The sequence below is a fragment of the Runella rosea genome (genome assembly GCF_003325355.1).
Taxonomy (GTDB): Bacteria; Bacteroidota; Bacteroidia; order Cytophagales; family Spirosomataceae; genus Runella; species Runella rosea.
In genome coordinates this window covers 3,006,515-3,028,846 of the sequence record NZ_CP030850.1, presented here as the reverse complement: position 1 = coordinate 3,028,846, position 22,332 = coordinate 3,006,515, and the positions used below count along the sequence as shown (strand labels likewise).

Below are 22,332 nucleotides of genomic sequence, written 5' to 3'. Positions count from 1 at the left end.
TTAACCATTGCCCATGAAACTGATGTTCCTCCTTCTACTTGCCTTCATTCCTGCTTTTGGGCAGGGGCAGGGGAGTGTATCTTTGGGAGAGTCAATGGTGAGCCTGACAGGAGAGGCGCAGGGAACAACGTATCGTATTAAATATCGTGACGAGCAAAAGCGTTCGTTTCAACAACAAATTGATTCTTTGCTGGCAGAGATTGACCAATCTCTGTCAATCTATCGACCCGACTCCGAGATTTCACAGTTTAATCGGTCGATGAGTCATCGGTTCATGTCGCCGCACTTTTATACTGTGCTGAAAAAGTCGGCAGAGGTATTTCGAGATACAAAAGGGGCGTTTGACCCAACCGTGTTGCCGTTGGTGGAAGCCTATGGATTTGGGCCAGCAAAACGGCCGAAAGGGACGTTTGTGAATGTGGATTCATTGTTGCAGTACGTTGGTTTTCAGCATATAACCTTTGATTCGATATCGGTTGTTAAACAAAAGGCAAACATTCGGTTAGACCTCAATTCCATTGCGCAGGGCTACAGTGTAGATGTAGTAGCGGGCGTTTTGGAGAAGCAGGGAATCAAAAACTACATGGTGGAAATTGGCGGAGAAGTTCGGACAAAAGGACAGAAAAATGACGGGCAAGCGTGGACCATAGGCATCGAAAACCCACTGCATCCAGCCAGGTTGCAAACAACAATCAAGCTGCACAATCGAGCCATGACCACGGCAGGCAATTACCGAAATCGGTACGAGGTCAACGGTCAGGTATTTAGTCACATTATCAACCCAAAAACGGGCGAAATGGAGCAGAGTTCCATCCTCAGCGTCACTGTTTTGGCAGAAGATGCCATTACCGCGGATGGTTACGATACCGCTTTTTTTGTCATGGGATTGGAAGCGGTCAAACAGTTTATGGTTACCCGAAGAGATATGGACGTGTATATCCTTTATACGGATGATGCCGGCCAGTTGAAAACATTCTCAACGGCTGGTATAAAGAATTTGTAAGAAATCAGCCGGTGGGTCCGGTCGCACTAAACAATAGCTCAATGCGCGTATTTTTTATTTTACTCACTTGCTGTATAACGTCATTCGCTCAACAGGAAAAAGTGTCGGTGTTGGTCAATCAGGCCGGCTATAATCTGGGCGAATCCAAACGCTTTGTGTGCGTGGGGGCAAAAGACGGGGCAAAATTTAAGATTATCAATACTGCAACTAATCAAGCCGTATTTGAAGGTGAAATACTGAATCAGGAAGGTTGGTTTACGCGCTTCAATCCCGTTTCCAAAGATGAGTTTCGGGTAGAAGTGGAGGGTGTCGGGACTTCCGTTCCGTTTTGGATCGCCGACCATTTACTGGAAAAGATAGCGTCAAAGCTGGGTTATCAATTCTTTATTGATGTACGAGGCTCCGAAGACCCCATCAATGCCAATTTACCCAAAGTCTACGGCGGCGGCCCTTCGCGGGATGGCGGTGCGTATGGTTTGGAAACCATTTTTGAATGTCTGCAATACGCCTCCAATCCTGCCCTGTATGACCGCTGGAAAACCGATTTTGGCGATAAAAATGTGCCTGATTTGATAGAACTTATTCTCTGGCATGCCGAATTTGCCTACGCGCACGTTGCCTATCAAGGCCCCGTGGGCACTCGCCACGGCTCATTGGGCTACGAAGGACAACCACGGATGCAGTACGATTATTGGAATTTATTAGACCAACTTTCGGTGGTATGTGCGGCCTATCATGATTTCCTAAAACCTTATTTACCCCGCGAAAAATACCTGAAATACCGTCAGGTGTGCAATGAAAAATGGATGGCCTACGACCGTCATAAAGTAGTGCGCTACTGGACATACAGCAACAAATGGGTAGATGCTGGTTTTCAGGAATTTAACGAAATGGGCAATGCTTACGGTCAGTCGGTGTTCAGCAATTTGTTCATGTATTTGTGCGAAAAGAACGAACCCAGCGGTAAACCCCAACAATACCTGAAATGGGCCCAGGAAAGCGCCACTGATATTATACAAAATTGGGATTTTAATAATCCCCGGCATATGTGGTGGATTCGGAACGCCGAGCACATTACCCCGCAGGCATTGGCGTATTTTTTGTTGATTGCGCCCGAACACGCACCCAAAGGAACCAAAGAAAAATTGAGTGCCTGGGCCACGCACATGCACCAAAAGACCAATAATTTTTGGAAATACCGCGTCCACAGCGAAACGGAATGGGCGCATCCCAAAACCAAAGAACTAGGCGGGGCGCCTGCGTTGGGTGGTTCGATGTTTGCCGTGGCGCATCTATTAAACGACACTCGATTGCGCGATTTGGGGTGGGCGCAGGTTGATTTTGTGTTTGGAGTCAATCCCGTAGGAGCGCATTTGAGTAACAAAAGCAAAGAGCGCCTCGACATCGGCGGCTATTGGGAAGGTGTTGAACACGGTTGGCCTGCCGCGCATCCCAACGGTTACGGAATGTTGGGCAAAGTGCGCGGCACACTCGACGGTTCGCCGTTGGACAAAGATTTTCAGAAAACAAAAACGGCAACAACTGGCGGAAATGAAAGTCAGGATTTGATCGGAAAAGATGCCTACGCCACGGAAGGTTGGTGCGTGTCTAACCGAGGTTGGCAGGCCACGCTGACTTTTTCCACACTCGGCAGTCAATACGTGAAAATTTTGAATCGGGATGGAAAAGAACTCAAGCAAGCCAAAGCGGGAGAAACTGTTATCCTCGAACTGAAAGCAGCCCTGAATATGGACTGGAATCTGGCCGAGAAAGGACAGGTTTTATTGTCAATTAACAGTAAATCAGTCAGTGCTATTGAAGTGATTGAAACTGGAGAAAATACGGGAATTTTTCGGGCATCTTATACTATTCCTGCGGCCTCCCGTTCGCTGCAAGTATCGTATGGAACGATGGGGTTTACTAAAAAAGCTGAAGTAATTGTAAGATAATATATGAGCCCCGGAACGGTCCGCCGCGCGGAGGCCAAAACATTTGTAGAGATGAAATTTAAGTTTGTATACATTTTCTTTTTTGGTTTTTGGATTGATACCTTCAGTCAATCATCTAAGCCTTTGGTGTTGGAAAGTTCTTCCGTGAAAATGCGGTGGGAAAACAGCACCCAAGGTTGGCAACTCAAGACCCTGTCGGTCAAAAAGGGTCAAACGTGGACGAACCTAAAAACGCCGTCGGGTGAAAATACTTTGCTTTATGCCGCCGAGAAGCCCTCGGACAAACCCGAACAGATCGTTAAAAGCATTACGGGCGAAGAATTTCCTGGCCCTAAATACCACTATCAAACCAAATGGTGGGCTGAAAGCATCAGTCCCGTTTCGTTGAATACTGCTGGAAAAGCCTTTCATTTTTTTGCGAAAAAAGCAAAACAAACGTCAGGTAATAACTTAACCTTCGAGCACGAAACGGAAGCTGCCAACCTAACGACCGAATGGAGTTTTGATCCGAAATTCCCAACCGATATTATTGTTAAACAAACCCTGACTTCTAAAGCCGCAGGCTACTTTTCGTTGGCTACGCCGACCATTGCCTCTGTCAATGAAACAGATATGGCTTGGGCGTCGGTGCCGGGCTATTTTCAGGGGAATTTTATACAACCGAATTTTGCGTTGGCTTACGCCTACGGACATGGCGTTCCTGCCCTGCCTGCGGTGTATCGGGAGCGTTCAGCGAGCACGTTGAGTCCGTTGGTTTCTACTAAAAATGGTATAACGATTTCAGTTATTCCTGACCCCGCGCTCTGCCGCGACCCGTGGGAAAAAGGCCAAAACACGCACCAAAATTGGAACATCGGTTTATCGCACAAAAACCGAAAATCACAACTTTCGCCCACGTTGTATTATCCCGTATTGGGGGAGCCTAAATCCGAGCTGAAAGCGGGTGAGACAGTCACTTACTCATTTCGTTACAGCTTAATTGACGGCGATTGGTTCAAGGCCATCAACCACGCCGCGTACAATATTTATCAACTCAAAGAAGCCCTCAGCCTGCGTCAAAGCAAGCAATCGCTGACCGACCGTATCCAAAAAATGCACCATTACCTGACCGACCCCAAAACATCGCTTTGGAATATTGAAGAGTACAAAGGATTGAAAATAGGGGCGCAGTCGTATCTGGGCGGCGTGGTGGGTTCCAACAAAGACGCCATGAAAAACTCCGACTACGGCGCGATGTGGATGCTGGCTAAGGCTACCAACGACAGTTTGTTGATAAAAAATGTATTGCCTTACGCGCTGAATTTCAAGTTTACGCAGCAAATTTCCGACGAGGGTTTCTTCAAAGGCGCACTGGCGGGACAATATTATTTGGCCAAATCAAAACGCTTTACCGAAGAGTGGGGTGAGGTCGTGGAACCCATTGCGGTAACTTATTACACGATGCTGGACATTGGCAATATTTTGCTCTTTGATCCCAACAATCAGCCCCTCAAAGAGCGTTTGCAGGCAGGAGCGGAATGGTTGCAGAAAAACCAAAAAGCCAACGGAAGCTGGGCCGTAGCCTACGACCGAAAAACCGAGCAGGAAGCCTTCAAAGATATTCAGGACGTGCGTCCAACGTTTTACGGTTTGCTGGTCGCTTATCGTATTCTCAAAGACCCGAAATACTTGGCTGCCGCCCGAAAAGGAGCCGATTGGTTTGTGAAAAATGCCGTGGAAACGGGCGGTTTTCTGGGTGTCTGCGGTGACGCCCGTTACGCACCCGATTTTGCCACGGCGCAGTCGGCGCAGGCGTTGCTGGATTTGTATGATTTGACCAACGATTCAAAGTACAAAAACGCTGCCATTACGGCCGCCAAGGTTTATACCGCTTCCATTTATACGCATCCCATTCCAAACCGAAGCCTCAAAACAGTCAACGGTACACAACGCGAAGATTGGGAGATTTCGCAAGCAGGGTTAAGTTTTGAACACGGAGGAATTTTTGGTTCTTCAAATACCCATGGCCCCATTCAATTGGCGAGTCATGCGGGGCTGTTTATTCGGATGCATCAGTTGACGAAAGAACCCATTTTTGCCGATATGGCGCGTTCGGTGGCGTGGGGACGTGATGCCTTTGTGGATGCCAAAACGAGCGTAGCTTCTTACTATTGGAACGCCATGAATCGCGGAGCCGGGCCGTATCCGCACCATGCGTGGTGGCAGATCGGTTGGCTTACCGACTACCTGATGGCCGAAGCCGAATTGCGTTCTAATGGGCAGGTGAAGTTTCCGCGCGGATTTGTGACGCCCAAAGTGGGACCGCACCAAAGCTACGGTTTTGCCGCCGGGATGATCAACGGAGAAAAGGCCAATCTTATCGTGGGTGAGAACTTAGTAATAGTGGATAACCCCACGATTGATTACATTTTGGCGGAATCGGAAAAGAAGGATAAACTCTTTGTTGTATTGCTGAACAATCGTGCGCAGGCTACTGATTTTCAGGTGACTGTGAAAGGGAAGTCAATGAAGAAGCAACTTCCGGCCATTGGTTTTGAAGTAATGACGATTGAGAAATGAAATAGGATGATTAAAAAGAGGAAGGAGCGAACAGATTTATTTTCGCTTCAAGATAGATAAGTCCGTTTTAGCCAAGATTTCGTTAGCCTTTGCCAGCTTATCAGAAAATGGAAGTTTTCCATCTTTTGATTTGAGAGCGGGCAACGTTCTTTTTTCAATTTTTTGAGTGGTCTTGACTTTCATAAAGAGAGAATTTGAAAATAAAGTTAAAGAATTATTTTTTTCTAATCAAGAAAGCTTGATATGGACGGGTTGAAACAAAAGGCTCTAATTCATTATTCATAACACCAAACAATTCAAAAATAGAATCAAGCGCATAAAAACTATGGTTGATTGCAATTCTATAAAGCCGATTTCGAGCCGGTGAATTACCTGAAAAATAAATTTGATGATGAGGAAATAAAGAAAAATAATGGTTCACAATTTGAAAAGTTGTAGCTAAAATCTTTTCTGTATCACCATTGTCTGTTACCACGGTGTCATCAACTTCATTAGTTAAAGGATTGATATCGCCTAAAGCAAGATTATAAATACCGGCGAAAGATGTTTCTTGAAAAGCAATGACTTTATTTATAACCCCTTTTGAACCAATACTTTCAAAGAAGAATTCTGTAGAATTTTGATTTGAATAAAATACATAACTCGGATAATTCACAATACTAATTTTTTAAGCCACAAAACTAACAAATTTTGAACTCAACCATTGATACCGCCGTCATCTTCATCTTCTCGGCCTTTGTGCTGGCCATCGGGATGCTGTTTGCCCGAACGGGCCGCAACCTCAAATCCTTCTTTGCGGGAGGCGAGGCGGTGCCCTGGTTCATTGGCGGATTGTCGCTTTTTATGTCTTTTTTCTCGGCCGGTACCTTCGTGGCCTGGGGCTCTATTGCGTACAAACACGGTTGGGTAGCGGTCACCATTCAGTGGACAATGTGTCTCGGAGCCATTGTGACGGGCCTATTTTTGGCGCCGCGTTGGCGGGCTACGGGCAACCTGACGGCGGCAGAATTTATTCGAGAACGTCTCGGCGAACGCGTTCAGAAAACCTACATTGGTATTTTTACCTTAGTGTCGGTTTTTATCAAAGGCTCGGTATTGTATCCTGTCGCCAAACTGGTTAGCATTTCATTGGGTTTTCCATTGGTCGAATCCACGATTGTATTGGGACTTTTTATGATTGCCTATACCGCTGTGGGTGGGCTGTGGGCGGTGATGGTCACCGATATTCTTCAGTTCGTCATTCTGACGGCGGCAGTGTTTATTCTGTTACCACTTTCATTGGATAAAGTTGGTGGTTTTGAGCTATTTACGCAATCCGTTCCTGACGATTTTTTTAACTTACTGCATGGAGAATACACCTTGGGTTTTGTAATGGCTTTTGTGCTGTATCACATTGCCTACATTGGGGGCAACTGGACCTTTGTGCAACGTTATACCAGCGTCGATAGCCCAAAATCAGCTCGGAAAGTGGCCTTTCTTTTTGCCGCTCTGTACCTCGTCAGCCCCATGATTTGGATGCTGCCGCCCATGATTTACCGCGCGCTCAATCCTAGTTTAGTCGGTTTAGATACCGAAAATGCGTATCTGCTGATTTGCAAAGCCGTATTGCCGCCGGGTTTGTTGGGACTGATGCTCACGGGCATGTATTTCTCCACCTCTGCCAGTGCGAATACCACGCTGAATGTGGTTTCTGCGGTGTTTACCAATGATATTTACAAAGGATTTATTAATCCAAAAGCCTCTGATAAACAATTGATTAAAATAGCTCGCCTCTCGTCTTGGGGTTTCGGGTTGGGGATGATCGTCATTGCCTTACTCGTACCTGCGGCGGGCGGAATTGTGGAGGTGGTGTTGAGTATTTCGGCCATTTCAGGTGGGCCGTTGTTAGCACCGCCGCTCTGGGCGCTGTTCTCCAAAAGAATTAATGGAAAAACCACTTTTTGGATAACTGTTATCGGATTAACGGTCAATCTGTTCTTTAAAGTGCTGTCACCTTGGCTGTTGGATTTCAAATTGAGCCGGGCTTTGGAAACCATTATCGGCATTGGCTTACCTTTGGTGTTGTTGCTTGCGTATGAATTATATGCCCGTTCCAAAGGCCTGATTTCTGAAGAATATGAACAATACTTAGCTATCAAAGCCACGCGCAAAGCCGCCAAATTGGCGGAAGGAGAAGAGGAAGCCATTGAAATCAAACGCCAAAATCGTTTCGGAATGCGGGTCATTGCGGGGGCGCTGGTTTTTGTGGCGGCCATGTTGTTGGGATTGAGTGCATTTGCCACATCGGGAGGAATTGTAACAGCAGGAATTGCGGTCGTGATTCTTTTTGGCGCCCTCATTCCGTGGTATGCTGCCCGGAAGATTCAGCTTCCGAAAGGGGAACCGACTGTGAATGTTTGAAGGAGAAAAGAAATCAGTCAGGGCTAAAGCCCTTTGAATAGATTCCCCGGCGTTGTCCACGCCCTAAAGGACGTGGTTGTAAGGAGAGTAGTCTCCCTTAACCCCAGCATTTTAGCGTGAGGCTATCATAGTGGGTAAAATCAGTTGGAGGTATGTCGTAATGAGCACAACCTCCTTTAATCCCATCGCTTTAGCGTGGGGCAAATGAAGCAAAGCTAAACTGAATAAGGGCTTTAGCCCTGACAATCAATTAAATAACCTGTATGAAATTAAGTGCTTTATTCTTTCTTGTCTCTATTACTGCTTTTGGGCAATACACCCTTCGTCAACCCGACGCCATACCGTTGCACGGACAGTGGTCGTTTGCCATGGATACCCGCGAGGTAGGTGTAGCAAAGGGTTGGTTTAAAGATAGTTACAATGCAAACGGTTGGGATAAAGTAACTGTTCCGCATTGCTTTTCGGTAGACCCGCGCTATCAATTTTATACAGGAACGGTGTGGTATCGAAAGCCATTTTCGTGGCAGCCTCAGGCGGGAAAACGTGTTATTTTGCATTTTGACGCCGCGTATTACACCTCGGATGTTTGGCTCAACAACCAAAAAGTAGGTACGCACGAAGGCGGCTACACCCCGTTCCATTTTGATATCACCGACTTCCTGAAATCGGGTGATAACGTTTTGGCCATTTCCATTAATAACGATACGTGGCAAACGGGCTCCATTCCCGGCGCGAAAGACAACGGTAATGCCAATGACCCGTTTCCGGGTTGGATCAATTACGGAGGACTGATTCGTCCCGTGTATTTGACCACAGAATCGGAAGTCTATTTGGAAAATCTGAAAGTGGAAGCTACGCCTGATTTGGCTAAAGGAACGGCCAATGTGCGCCTCAAAGCCCGCGTGCGGAATGCGTCCAAACAGGTCGTTACGCCCAAATTGACGACCGTCGTTTCCTTGGAAAATCAACCGTTAAAATTGGTTTGGAAAACAACTTCGCCCTCTGTTGCAGCCGGACAAACGGCGGTTTTGGAAGCAGAAACTTCGTTGAAATCGTCCGAAGTAAAATTATGGAATCTCGACGAGCCAACCTTGTACCAACTTCAGGCGGCCATCAATGGCGATACGCTTTCGACCAATTTCGGCATTCGTAAAATGGAAGTGCAGAATGCGCAATTGTTGCTTAACGGTCAACCCATACGACTGGCGGGAGGAAACCGTGTTGTTGATTATCCGGGCTTAGGTTCACTGGAACCGGATTGGTTGGTCGAAAAAGATTTCAAACTGATGAAAGAAGCTGGCATGGAATTTCACCGTTTGACGCATTATACCCCGAGTGAAACCTTTTACGATTTGGCCGACCGCTACGGAATGCTCATCATTACTGAGCCTGGTAATTGGCAACTTACGCCGACCCAAATGGATAATGACACCATTCGCCGCAAATTTCAGCAGCAATTTCGGGAAATGATGGAGCGCGACTGGAATCACCCGAGTGTCATCGCTTACAGCGTGGGCAATGAATATTTGTCGGAAACCCCGTCGGGGCAGCGTTGGACCAAAGATATGATGATGTATGGACGTAGCCTTGACCCGACACGTTTGTACACCTTTGCTTCTATGCGCCTCAATATCTTGCCTGCAAAACCCGAGGACGAAGCGACGCAATACTGCGATTTTGTCTCGACCAATACCTACGGAAATCACGCCAAAGCCTTTGACCATATTCATGCCCTGTATCCCGATAAGCCCATTTTGATCAGTGAGTGGGGAACCCGCGCCGACAATGCGACGGGTGAAGCAGGTCAAGTGGCTCATTTAGAGAGTGTAATGACGGAAATTAGAAAGCGGCCTTACATCGTTGGAGCTTCGTGGTGGTCGTATAATGATTATCAAAGTCGGCATGTAGGAACAAATCCCAATGGCTATCGTCCGTGGGGCTTGGTAGGACCGGAGCGTACTCAAAGACCCTTGTATGCCGCACATCGTCGTGAAATGTCGCCCGTTACGCTTGAAAAAGTAAGCTATCAAGCAGGTGGACAGGGGCAACATCAATTGGTGATTCGGGTAAAAGCCCGGAATGACTTCCCTGCGTATGCCATTAAAAAATACGTGCTCAAAACCAATGAGAAAACCATGGTAATTCCTGATTTACAGCCTGGTCAAAGCATGGAAGTGAAAGTTCCGGTGCGCGGATTTGAGAAAAACGTAACACTGGAAGTGATGAAGCCCACGGGCTTTTCGGTGATTACCGAAACGTTTGAATTGAAATAAAAGTTGGTTTGCATTTTCAATGCGAACTTTTGAGCAGTGCGTTTTAAACGCACATTCCGAGGATTCGCGTTAAAAACGCAAATCAGCAAGACTTGGAAAGTCTAAACAGCATAAACGACACGATTAATACGAATTTTTGAAAGAAATAGGGATGATTAAAGCAGAAGCAACAGGCAAAAGATTGCCTAAAAGTGTCACATTGACCGCTGATTTGGTCGTGGTAGGAGGAGGCTTGGCGGGATTGTGCGGAGCCATTACGGCGGCCCGAGCAGGCATAAAAGCAGTACTCGTTACCGACCGTCCTGTATTGGGAGGTAACTCATCGAGTGAAGTGCGATTGTGGGTCTTGGGCGCTACCTCACACATGGGCAACAACAACCGCTGGGCACGTGAAGGAGGGGTTATTGACGAATTGCTGGTCGAAAACATGTACCGCAATCCCGACAGCAACCCGCTGATATTTGATACTATTTTGCTCGAAAAAGTGGTTAGTGAGCCAAATATTACGCTGTTGCTCAACACCTCGGTTTATGATTTGGATAAATCTTCGCCCGATACTATTTCAAAAGTGTACGCTTTTTGTTCTCAAAATTCAACGCAATACGAGCTTGTAGCGCCACTTTTTTGCGATGCTTCAGGTGATGGCATTCTTGGCTTTTTGTCGGGTGCGGCTTTCCGCATGGGTGCGGAGTCGAAGGAGGAATTTGGGGAGAAATTTGCGCCTTCTAAGGAATACGGTGAATTGCTGGGACACAGCCTCTATTTCTATTCTAAAGATGCAGGTAAACCCATCACTTTTGTACCACCAAGTTTTGCGCATGATGTTACCCAAAAAGTACCCAAATTTCGCTCGTTCAATACACAGGAGTTTGGCTGCAAGTTGTGGTGGATTGAGTACGGCGGGCGTTTGGATACCGTTCACGAGACCGAAACCATCAAGTGGGAATTGTGGAAAGTAGTCTACGGAGTGTGGAATTACATCAAAAATTCGGGCAATTTTCCCGAAGCCGCCAACCTTACGTTGGAGTGGGTCGGGCATATTCCTGGCAAGCGCGAAAGTCGTCGTTTTGAAGGAGATTACATGCTGATTCAGCAGGATATCGTAGAACAACGCGCTCATTATGATGACGTTGCCTTTGGTGGTTGGTCCATTGATCTGCATCCGTCAGATGGTGTTTTTTCGGAAATTGGTCAATCTAGCTGTAATCAATGGCACAGCAAAGGCTTGTACGGAATTCCTTACCGGTGTTTTTATTCCAAAAATATCAATAACCTGTTCATTGCGGGGCGTATTATTTCGGCCAGTCACGTGGCGTTTGGTTCTTCACGGGTCATGGCCACGAGTGCGCACGGTGGACAGGCCGTGGGCATGGCCGCGAAAGTGTGCATTGAAAAAGGCCTCTTGCCTCGTCAGCTTTCGGAGAAGCGGTATATTGCATCTCTACAGCAGGAATTGCTTAAAACGGGGCAGCATATTCCCAATTTGCGTTTGCAGGATGCCCAAGATTTAGTTCAAAAAGCCACGATTTCGGCAAGCAGTGAGTTGGCTTTGGAAGAACTATTGCCCGCTGGCGAGCCACAGCGGTTGGAGCTTTCGGTCGCACAGATGCTGCCGGTAGCCAACGTCGGCGAGGTTTTAAACGGCAGACGCCCAGTCCTCGCCGACGTTATATTTAAAACCATTCTCCATCCTTACGCCGATGAACCTACCGATTTGGATGTAGAACTCAGAATTTCGAGCAAAGCGGCCAACCATACGCCGGATATTATCCTTGAAAAACGCCTGATTCCGTTGGAAAAAGGCCGTAATTGTGTGCATTTAGAATTTAACATGGCTGATGCATTGAAAGCATGTCATGATGAAAGGGTTGAAGGCTTTCAAGACTTAGAAAGTTTAAGCTATGCTTTTTTGACCATTCAAAAAAACGAAAAAGTAAAATTACAGTATTCCGAACAGCGCATTACGGGGTTGTTATCTGTGTTTAATTTGGTTAATAAAGCCGTTTCTAACTACGGCAAACAAGAACCTATTGAAGATATTGGGGTGGACACGTTTGAGTTTTGGTGTCCGCAACGACGCCCTGCGGGGAAAAACCTAGCCTTAAAGTTTGAGTCAGCTTTGTTGTCATTTCAGGCCGAAAATATTCGTAACGGTCTCCAACGTCCAACCAACAAACCCAATGCCTGGGTAGCGGATTATAAGGATACAAGCCCGTCTTTGTTTTTAGAATGGCCTGATAAACAGCGTATATCGGAAATAATTCTGCATTTCGATACGGATTTTGACCACCCGATGGAAACCGTTCTGATGTCGCATCCTGAAAATGAAATGCCATTTTGTGTAAAAAATGTGCGGATTTTGAATGATAAAAATGAAGTAATTGCCGAAGTTAAAAATAATCATCAAAGCCAACGGACGATTGTATTAGAACGTGCCATCTTAACCCAATCGCTTACCATCGAAGTAGAGCATCCTTCGGCCAATGTTCCAGCGGCGTTGATGGAGGTGCGTTGTTATTAGGCATGTATTTTTAATTTTTTTGCATAATTTCATAAACAACTTTAAATTTTTAGAGGTTTAACAGCAAGCGCTTGACTTAATGGGATATAACATTTATATTGGTCTCCCATTCAGCCAAAATAACCTCCTTTGTGAAGAAACCTCTATTTATTTTCGCCCTTATTCTCGGCTCGTTTTCGTTGACTTTTGCCCAGAAGGTTCAAATTGAAACCTCAATGGGTAAGATTATCGTTGAACTTTACGCCGATAAAGCCCCGATTACGGTGGCCAATTTTCTTCGTTATGTGGATGAAAAACGCTATGATGGAGGTAAATTTTACCGCGTCGTACGTATGGACAACCAGTCCACAAGCCCCGTCAAAATTGAAGTAATCCAAGGAGGGCTTCAAAGTGATTCTACTAAAATGCTGCCGCCCATTCCGCAGGAAACAACCAACAAAACGGGTATTCTGCACGTGGATGGTACCATTTCGATGGCGCGCGGGAAGCCCGAAAGCGGCGCTTCCGAATTTTTTATTTGTATCAATGCCCAGCCTGAACTAGACTTTGGAGGTAAGCGAAACCCCGACGGTCAGGGATTTGCTGCTTTTGGAAAGGTAGTGAAAGGCATGAAGGTGGTACGCAAAATTCAGAAAGGGGAAACGGGTCAACCTGGACCGACTAACGCCTTCTCTAATCCCATGCAATTGCTGAAGAATCCCGTCGTAATAACCGCTGTACGACGTGTAAAATAGCCTAGAAGGGTTCTTTATTCAGCCAAAAGAACCCTTTTTTGTCGATTACCCATTTTCTGTACACCGTAAAAACCAAATCTCCTCATGAAAAGAAGGCTACTTCTGTTAATGTTGTTAGGCATGTCTATGCTCGGACGAGCGCAGACCAAAACGATTTCGGGGAAAGTTACCTCGCCCGAAAATGAAGGCGTTCCTGGCGTCAATGTTTTAATCAAAGGAACCAATGTAGGGACGGCAACCAAGGCCGACGGCACCTACCAAATCAGCGTTCCCGACAAATCGGGTACGTTGGTGTTTTCGTTTATCGGCTACAAAACGGCGGATGTTACAATTGGAAACCAGTCTACAATAAATATTCAATTGGAGGCTGATTTGGTCAATTTGAACGAAGTCGTTGTAACGGCCAATGCGATTGTTCGTGAGAAAAAAGAACTAGGCTATGCTGTTTCGACCATCGGGGGCGCTGAGCTCGTCAAAGCGCGTGACCCGAATGTGCTCAATTCGATGGCGGGCCGGATTGCTGGGGTGCGTATTTCGCAGCAATCGGGTACGGTGGGTGGTTCTAGCCGCGTCATGATTCGCGGTGCCAACTCCATTTCAAGCTCCAGTGAGCCTCTATTTGTGGTGGACGGAATCCCAATTTCAAACTCTTCTTTTAACAACTCCGAAACCGACGTGGTGACGGGTGGGGTAGACGTAGGTAACCGGGCGGGAGATTTGAATCCCGACGACATTGAAACCATGAACGTGCTGAAAGGAGCGGCGGCGTCGGCTTTGTATGGCTCTCGGGCCCGCAATGGCGTGATTGTGATTACGACCAAACGCGGTAAGCAAGGAGCAAAAAAAATGAACGTGACGGTCAACTCGTCTTATCGCACCGACAATGTTTTACGCGTTCCTGAACTCCAAACAGAGTACGCACAGGGAAATTTGGGAGTGTACAATCCTCAGTCAGGAAATGGCTGGGGACCAAAGATTTCCAGCGTAACAGGACCTGTCAAAGATTACAAAGGCGAAACGGTGCAGGGCTTGCAGGCGTATCCGCAAAACTGGAAAAATTTCTTTGTGACGGGTCACACCATGATTAACAGCGTTTCGCTAGACGGTGCTACCGATCAGGGAGATTATCGCATCGGTTACACTAACTTACGTCAAACAGGTACGGTGCCAGGTTCTGAACTGAACCGCAATACATTTGCCATCAATGCAGGCAAAAAAATCACCGATAAACTGACTTCCCGCGCGTGGGTAAACTACGTGCGCACCACCAGCGACGGACGTCCGCAGCAGGGCTCAAATACGACCAATATCATCGCTACAATTTTGGCGGGATTGCCAGTGACGGTAGATATTAACGAATTGAGAGATAATCTTTTCGCACCATCGACGCAGGCAGTTCCTGTAGGTTGGACGGGCGATTTGGCGCGTTCTATTGACCTTAATGGTGTTCAGAACAATCCCTATTTTGTGACAGCGTTCAATCGTTTTTCCAATACAGTAGATCGTGTTTATGGGGGAACCAGCCTCAGCTATGATGTAACGCCGTGGTTTAACGTAACAGGGCGTGTGGGCACGGACTTCTTTACCGAAAACCGCCGCGCTGTAACGCGCAAAGGAACACGCGGACGCCTAAACGGACAGTTTGAAACCAACGATATTTTTGAACGCGAACTCCAAACGGACATTTTAGGAACTATTTCACGCAAAATCAATACCAACTGGACCTTCAAAGGCATCGTTGGACACCAGTTTAACCAACGTACTATTCGCCGTTCGCGTTTATTGTCGGAAGGTTTAAATATTGACCAACTTTATACGTTTGCCAACGCCCAATCCAACGTGCCGTCCAACTTCTTCAGTCGGCGCGACATTTTTGGCGTATATGGTGACTTTAGCTTTGATTACAAAAACTATTTGTTTCTCAATGTAACGGGTAGAAATGACTGGTCTTCAACGCTTCCTGTTAATAATAACTCCTATTTTTATCCATCGGCCAGCGTGTCTTTTGTGTTGACTGAAGCGTTTCCAAATTTAGGGATTGTTAAAAATGATATTTTGAGTTATGCCAAACTTCGCGCCAACTACGCCAACGTAGGTTCGGACGAAGACCCCTACCAATTATCATTTACCTACAATCCATTAACGCAGGCTAGTGATATTTACACATTCAATATTTTGTATCCTATCGGCGGGGCATCAGCTTTTGGAGCAACCAATATTTTGCCGCCCACGAATCTCAAACCGCAGCAGCAAACTTCGTATGAATTCGGTGCGGAGTTGAAGTTTTTTGGCGGACGTTTGGGCTTGGACATGACGTATTATAAAACCCTCAACTACGACCAAATCATCTCCATTGCTATTCCCCAAACGACGGGTTACTCGGCCAGACGTTTGAACGTAGGTGAAATTTCCAACAGAGGTCTCGAAGCGATGCTAACCGTTACGCCGTTCAAAACTCGTTCAGGTTTTCGTTGGGATGCAGCCTTTAACTTCAACCGAAACATCAACCGCGTGGAATCTCTGGCCCCTGGGTTGACCGAATTTATCACCACTTCGGGCGACGGATTTGGGATCTTTGTGGTGGCGCGTCCTGGCGAAACGTTCAGTATTCAGGGCGTAGGCTGGTTGCGTGACCCGCAGGGAAATATCATCATCAACCCCACAACGGGCTTAAGGACGCCTGGCCCACGTAAGGTATTTGGCTCCATTTATCCCGATTGGACGTTGGGTATTAACAACTCGTTCTCTTACAAAGGCATTGATTTTAACTTTCTGGTGGATGTGCGCAAGGGCGGTGTAATCAACTCACAAACGGTAAGTATTGTGCGCGGCAGTGGCTTAGCTGCCGAAACGGCCATCGACAACCGGACTCCTTTTATTGATCCGGGTGTAATTCGTAACGCCGACGGCACCTTCCGTCCGAACGATAAACCAGTGGCGAGCATTCAACAATATTGGAGCCAATTGGACAATTCGGTTAGTCCAGAAAATAACATTTTTGATGGTTCTTATACTAAGTTGCGCGAGGTACGCATTGCGTATAATTTGCCTAAATCGTGGATTAGCAAAACACCTTTCGGCAGTATTGCGTTAGGTGTAGAGGGACGTAACCTTTGGATTATCAGTTCGAAAGTGCCACACATTGACCCCGAAGCCAACGTATTGGGAACGGGCCTCATCGGTGAAGGACTAGAGCGGGGGAGTATCCCGAGCAGTCGCACCGTAGGTGGTAACTTACGATTTACTTTTTAATAAAAATATTCACTTATATCAACTATAACCAACATGAAAAAGCTGATTTTAGCCGCATTGCTGGCCATTTCCACAACGGCTTGTTTCAAAGACAGCAACATCAACGTTGACCCCAACCGTTCTACATCGGTTGACCCTGCGTTATTGTTTTCGGGAGCTTCTACCCAATTTTCGCTTTTGCGCGTGGCCGAACTCACTTGGCCCATCGCCCTGATGAACCAGATGTGGGCTTCTGGTGGCCGTTGGGGCCTTTCTCAGTCGCAGTATGACCAGACCCGTATCCGCAGCGCTTGGGGACGGACGTACACCGATGTTCTGAAAAACCTGAATGTGGCGATTGAGATTGCCCAAAACACCCAACCTGTCAATAAAAATGCGGTGGCTCAGTGTAAAATTTTGATGGCGTTTGCGTACGCGCAAACCTCTTTATTGTGGGGGGATATTCCGTTTACGGAAGCTGCAAATGGCAAAGTAGACTTTCCTAAATTTGACAAACAACAGGATGTGTTGAACGGCACTATTGCCCTACTCGACGAAGCCATCGGGCTGATTGACTTGAACGCAAAAGGTATTATTGCTCCCAATGACTTGTATTATGGTGGTGACATGGCTAAATGGCGTAAATTTGCCAACTCATTGAAAATGAGAATTTTGTTTTCAATGGTGGATTCTGACCCTACCAAAGGGGCGGCCATTGGTCAGTTGGTTGCGGGGGGAAATATGATTTCTTCCAACGCCGATGCCATGTTGTATAAGTACTTTAATCAGCCTGGTCGTCAGAACCCACGATTTTCGTTTACGGCTATTTTCCGGGGTGGCGTACAATCGGATTGGTATTGCTCGAAGCCCGTTTATGACTTGCTGGTGTCGCTCAAAGATCCACGGATTCCTTATTTTTATCAGCCTGGTACGGATGCGGCTCCCAATGAGTTTATTGCACTTGGGCCAGTTGAAGTGTACACCACCAAATCTGCCTTGGTTAATATGAACTTGCTGAAACCCGATTTGCCAGAAGTATCGTTTTCGTATTCAGAACAATTGTTGTTTGAAGCCGAAGCCATTGCCCGAGGATTTGCCCCCGGAGGCTTTGAGGCAGCTACCACCAAGATGCGGGCTGGGGTGCGCGAATCAATGTTGGCACTGGGAGTCACTGCGGCCCAAACGGATGCCTACGTAGCGGCTTTGCCTGCCCTGACGGCCACCAATTACAAAACAGTTTTGGCGCAACAGCAATACTTAGACTTGTTTATGCGGCCGATTGAAGGCTGGGTGCAGCACCGTCGTTCGGGAACCATTGGACAGGAAGTACCTGCCATGACTACTCCAACGGGGGCACCTGTAGCGGGGTTGATACGCCGCCTGCTTTACCGCAGCGAAGAGGTCAATTCCAATCCTAATACGCCTTCTGGATTGACGTTGGATACGCCGCAGTGGTTTGATAAATAGAGATTTTTCTTGATGAATTCAGTACAGAAGCGAGCGGCGAAAGTCGCTCGCTTTTTGTGTAATGTGAGGATTCACTGTGTCGTTTTTCGCAAATGGTTTTGCGATTCCTGAATGCTAAATTTGGGTAACCCTTTCTGGTTCGTAACTTTGCCGCAAAGATTACGATTCATGTCAAAACCCATCTTAGTTATAAAATTTGGAAGTGCGGCCATTACCAAAGCCAACGGCGAGCTGAATCAATTGGTGATGGTGGAGATTGCCCGGCAGGTGGCGCAGTTGTACGCAGAGTATCATCTGGTCATTGTTTCGTCGGGGGCGGTGGCGGCGGGAAAGCAGTATATCCGTAATTACGCGGGCGAAATAGCCCAGCGAAAAGCGGCAGCGGCCATTGGTAACTTGCTCTTACTCAACAAATACGCGCAGTTTTTTGCCCCGTATGAGATTCCTGTGGCCCAGAGCCTGTGTGAGCGAGGGCATTTTGCCAACCGTGACCAGTTTTTACAAATGAAAGAAACCTTTCAGGAGTTGTGGGACAACGGCATTATCCCAATTGTTAACGAAAACGACGTGGTTAGCAGCCGCGAATTAAAGTTTTCTGATAATGACGAACTAGCAACGCTCATTGCGGTAGGTTTCGGCGCCGACACGTTGATGTTGTGTACATCAGTGGGTGGATTGTTGGACAATACTGGTAAAGTTATCCCTAGAGTTTCGCAGGTAAATGATGTTTTTAAGTACGTCAGAACGGATAAATCTAGCGTAGGTTTGGGTGGGATGACCTCCAAACTTACCTTCGCCAAACTCGCGATGCGCATGGGCATTCGGACTATTATCTTCGGGATGAACGAATCAGATGGTATTTTAAGGGCATTGCGAGAAGAAACTGGAACCGTGTTTGTTTCTCAGGAAAGCGTGCTTTCGGCCCGCAATCGCTGGCTCGGAAGCGGTAGTTTGGTGGCGGGGCGTATCCTAATCGACGCGGGGGCGGCGTTGGCCCTCCAAAACCGAAAAAGCCTTTTAGCGGTCGGAATCACGGAAGTAGAAGGGGATTTCGAAGCGGGCGAAGCGGTTGAGATTGTGGATGAAGAAGGTACGTCGGTGGCGGTGGCCAAAGCAAAAGAATCTTCAAGCTCGATTGCTCAAAACCTCAAAACCCAAAACTTTGAAGTAGCCAATGCGAATGACATTGTGTTGCTTTAAGTGCGGTGGTGATGGTTTCTCAAAACCATCACCACTCTAAAAATAAAAGCCCCGCTTCTTGCATGAGGAGCGGGGCTTTTGTCATTTATTCTTCTGGATTAGCCGATTTCGATGATACGGGGCGTTTTTTTAGCTTCGTCTTTCTTAGGAAGTTCGATTTTCAATATTCCGTCGGTGTAAGCGGCGTTGATTTGCTCACCGTTGATGGTGTTAGGCAAGGTAAAAGCCCGGCGGAAGCTTGTGTAGCTAAATTCTTTGCGGGTGTATTTCTCAGTACTTTCTTCGTTTTTCTGCTCTTGTTGGGCCGAAATCGTCAACACGTTGTTTTCTAAGTTGATTTTAAAATCTTCTTTTTTGAGTCCAGGAGCGGCTACTTCTAGTCGAAAACCACCGTCGTGTTCTACGATATTAACGGCTGGTACGCCGTAGTTGCTCAAGGTTGCAGGGGCAAAAATGTCATTGAGGTCTTTGCCAAATACACTTCCGAATAAGTTGGGAAAATTGCCGTTTGTTTTTACTAAAGTTGCCATGATTGTTATTTTTTTAGTGTTTTAAGTTTTCTGATTCAATTCGCCGATGCGACGGTTCGCCGATGCGACGGTTCTATATCTTCAACTTTTGTACCACCGATCTAAAAAATAATTGACTTTCATAATCTACTTTTGCTCAAATATTTGATATTCAAATGATTGGCTTTTTTTATTTAACTTTTTGAAGATTTAATATAAGTGACAAAATGTCTCAATATGTCAATTTTAGATTATTTTATAGTGACAAAATGGCTAATTTCGTGGGGTTTGATTGAATAAGTGCTGCAACGGAAGGGCGAGGCAATTAAAAATGGAAGTGGCTGGGAGGGTTTTTGAAAGTGTTTAAAAAGGACGAAAGGTATTTTCCAAAAGTAAAGCACATGAAGTAGGTTCTGACGAAAATTGCCAAGTAGATGTAGCCAGCTTTTTTGATATTAAGAAGAAAAAAAAACTTGAATATATCAGGGAAAGAATGGGGTAAAATGTTTGGTTTTTTGCCTGAAAATCATAGGTTTGTATAACCTATTTGTTCGAAACCTTTTAACCTTTTTAACATGGAAAATGTAATTACTCAGGTGGGAGAGCCTACCAACTATGCGAGTTTTGGTCGCCGGCTTGTTGCCTTGATTATCGATGGAATCATCATTGGAGTTGCTCAATCATTCATTATTGTACCGATTATGATCTCCTTGGGTCTGGGGGTAGCGTCCAAGATTGAGACGGATTCGCTCGAAACAATGGAGCCTGGCGAAGCGATGGGCATTTTTTCGGCAATGATGGGAGCGGGCTTGATGATTCAGCTCGTAAGCTGGGGCATCAGTGGCGTTTATTTTGTGCTAATGGAGTCGTCAGAAAAGCAGGCTACTCTGGGTAAAATAGCGATGGGACTCAAAGTAACGGATCTCAACGGAAATCGTATTACCCCAACCACGGCAATAATCCGTTTTGTCGGGCGCATTGTTTCGGGGATGATTATGCTGATTGGGTACATCATGGCGGCGTTTACTGCCAAAAAACAGGCCTTGCACGATATGATTGCAAACACATTGGTGTTGAAAAGCTGAATGTTTTCAGTTTATTCCAATAACAAAAGGCGGACTTTTCCGCCTTTTGTTATTTTTGCATCGCTCAAATTTTTAAACCAACCAATCCCCCCATAATGTCCATCGACCTTCGTTCTGATACCTTGACTAAACCTACTCAGCCCATGCTTGAAGCCATGTTTTCCGCTTCTGTTGGCGACGATGTTTTTGGCGACGACCCGACAGTTAATGCGTTGGAAGAAAAAGCCGCCCGATTGTTTGGAATGGAATCGGCCTTGTTTTGTGCTTCGGGAACCATGACTAATCAACTGGCGATTCGAGTGCATACGCGTCCGGGTAGTGAAATAATTTGTGACAAAAACTCTCACATTTACCTGTACGAAGGAGGAGGCATAGCGCTGAATTCGTTCAGTTCGGTTAAGTTATTGGAAGGCGACCGTGGTCGTATCAACGCGCAGCAGGTACGAGATGCCGTCAATAATCCCGATGATGTTCATGCGGCTGTATCGAGGCTCGTTTCGCTCGAAAATACGATGAATAAAGGCGGCGGATGCTATTATAATTTGTCGGATATTCAGGACATTCGCCTGGTTTGCAACGAGCATGGTCTGGGCTTACATCTTGACGGCGCTAGACTATTCAACGCTTTGGTCGAAACGGGCGAGTCCCCCGTGGAGTACGGCCGTGTGTTTGATAGTATCAGTATTTGTCTTTCCAAAGGGCTGGGGTGCCCAGTTGGGTCGTTGTTGTTGGGTACGAAGGATTTTGTAAAACAAGCGCGACGATTCCGAAAAGTAATGGGGGGCGGCTGGCGACAGGCGGGTTATTTGGCCGCGGCTGGTATTTATGCCCTTGATCACCACGTAGAGCGTCTGCGCGAAGACCATATCCGGGCCCAAGCTATTGGGCAGATGCTTCAACAACTTCCTGAAGTAGAGGAGATTTTTCCGATTGATACCAACATTGTCATCTTTCGTTTGCCCGAAACTATCCTTGCCGTTGATTACGTGGCGCAATTGGCGCAAAAAGGGATTCGGGCCGTTACGTTTGGCAAACATTTGGTGCGGTTTGTGACACACATGGATTTTACGGACCAACAGTTGGAAGAATTAGGGAAAAGATTGTGAAAAATTATCAAACGGTCGTAAAACACGTATTTCTACGCTATAACTCGTACTTAAAAATTGGCACTTTTGTTGCTGTAATTTTATTGCAAAACCAATAAACCTTTTGCCTCTTTTAGGTGTCTTATTGATAGGTACAATACTTTGACTTGTACCCTGATATAAAGTTCTAAATCAGCATTTAATATTTATTTTACTCATTTCTAAATCATCCATAAAGCCGTGAAAAAAGTAGTCAAACTCTTGTCGGTGGCATTGGCAGTAGGTGCAGCGGTATACACCGTTAAAAAACTGCAAG

14 protein-coding genes are annotated in these 22,332 nt (G+C 46.3%); 12 read left to right on the top strand and 2 right to left on the bottom strand.

Translation table 11 applies throughout. The annotated features are described in order from the left end of the window. Positions 1–13: 13 nt before the first annotated feature. Genes DR864_RS12675 through DR864_RS12665 form a run of 3 tightly spaced genes read left to right on the top strand, consistent with a single transcriptional unit; the run spans position 14 to position 5,511 of the window. Positions 14–1,003, top strand: a complete 990-nt coding sequence (locus DR864_RS12675; RefSeq protein ID WP_114067331.1) for an FAD:protein FMN transferase — start codon at positions 14–16, stop codon at positions 1,001–1,003. A gap of 41 nt (positions 1,004–1,044) precedes the next feature. Next, entirely contained in the window at positions 1,045–2,952 is a 1,908-nt protein-coding gene (locus DR864_RS12670) for a cellulase N-terminal Ig-like domain-containing protein (protein WP_114067330.1), read from the top strand. 51 nt (positions 2,953–3,003) lie between these two features. After that, positions 3,004–5,511 carry a glycoside hydrolase family protein gene (locus tag DR864_RS12665; RefSeq protein ID WP_114070258.1) on the top strand — a complete coding sequence of 836 codons (2,508 nt, stop codon included), beginning with the start codon at positions 3,004–3,006 and terminating at the stop codon, positions 5,509–5,511. A 214-nt stretch (positions 5,512–5,725) separates the two neighbouring features. Here the strand turns inward: DR864_RS12665 and DR864_RS12660 are convergent, their stop codons facing one another. Next, on the bottom strand, positions 5,726–6,166 hold the full coding sequence (locus tag DR864_RS12660) for a DUF6934 family protein (protein ID WP_114067329.1): 441 nt from the start codon (positions 6,164–6,166) through the stop codon (positions 5,726–5,728). Positions 6,167–6,201: 35 nt separating this feature from the next. Here DR864_RS12660 and DR864_RS12655 point away from each other — a divergent pair, with 35 nt between their 5' ends. The 7 genes from DR864_RS12655 (at position 6,202) to proB (ending at position 19,337) form a co-directional block, all read left to right on the top strand. Continuing rightward, positions 6,202–7,911: a sodium:solute symporter family protein gene (locus tag DR864_RS12655; protein WP_114067328.1), complete on the top strand. Its 1,710-nt coding sequence runs from the start codon at positions 6,202–6,204 to the stop codon at positions 7,909–7,911. A gap of 263 nt (positions 7,912–8,174) precedes the next feature. Continuing rightward, on the top strand, positions 8,175–10,184 hold the full coding sequence (locus DR864_RS12650; RefSeq protein ID WP_114067327.1) for a glycoside hydrolase family 2 protein: 2,010 nt from the start codon (positions 8,175–8,177) through the stop codon (positions 10,182–10,184). 151 nt (positions 10,185–10,335) lie between these two features. Further along, the gene (locus tag DR864_RS12645; protein ID WP_114067326.1) at positions 10,336–12,705 is read left to right on the top strand and encodes an FAD-dependent oxidoreductase; all 2,370 of its coding nucleotides are present in this window, start codon (positions 10,336–10,338) and stop codon (positions 12,703–12,705) included. A 131-nt stretch (positions 12,706–12,836) separates the two neighbouring features. Then, entirely contained in the window at positions 12,837–13,439 is a 603-nt protein-coding gene (locus tag DR864_RS12640; protein ID WP_229599569.1) for a peptidylprolyl isomerase, read from the top strand. An 84-nt stretch (positions 13,440–13,523) separates the two neighbouring features. Further along, on the top strand, positions 13,524–16,691 hold the full coding sequence (locus DR864_RS12635; protein WP_114067325.1) for a SusC/RagA family TonB-linked outer membrane protein: 3,168 nt from the start codon (positions 13,524–13,526) through the stop codon (positions 16,689–16,691). Positions 16,692–16,724: 33 nt separating this feature from the next. Next, complete coding sequence (locus DR864_RS12630) at positions 16,725–18,137, top strand: SusD/RagB family nutrient-binding outer membrane lipoprotein (protein ID WP_114067324.1); 1,413 nt, start codon at positions 16,725–16,727, stop codon at positions 18,135–18,137. A gap of 168 nt (positions 18,138–18,305) precedes the next feature. Continuing rightward, positions 18,306–19,337, top strand: a complete 1,032-nt coding sequence (proB, locus tag DR864_RS12625) for a glutamate 5-kinase (RefSeq protein WP_114067323.1) — start codon at positions 18,306–18,308, stop codon at positions 19,335–19,337. Positions 19,338–19,435: 98 nt separating this feature from the next. Here proB and DR864_RS12620 read toward each other — a convergent pair whose 3' ends face one another. Beyond that, complete coding sequence (locus DR864_RS12620) at positions 19,436–19,867, bottom strand: Hsp20/alpha crystallin family protein (RefSeq protein ID WP_114067322.1); 432 nt, start codon at positions 19,865–19,867, stop codon at positions 19,436–19,438. Positions 19,868–20,421: 554 nt separating this feature from the next. Between DR864_RS12620 and DR864_RS12615 the strand changes: the two genes are divergently transcribed. Then, positions 20,422–20,931: an RDD family protein gene (locus DR864_RS12615; RefSeq protein ID WP_114067321.1), complete on the top strand. Its 510-nt coding sequence runs from the start codon at positions 20,422–20,424 to the stop codon at positions 20,929–20,931. 95 nt (positions 20,932–21,026) lie between these two features. Next, positions 21,027–22,037 carry a threonine aldolase family protein gene (locus DR864_RS12610; RefSeq protein ID WP_114067320.1) on the top strand — a complete coding sequence of 337 codons (1,011 nt, stop codon included), beginning with the start codon at positions 21,027–21,029 and terminating at the stop codon, positions 22,035–22,037. The last annotated feature ends 295 nt before the right edge of the window (positions 22,038–22,332 follow it).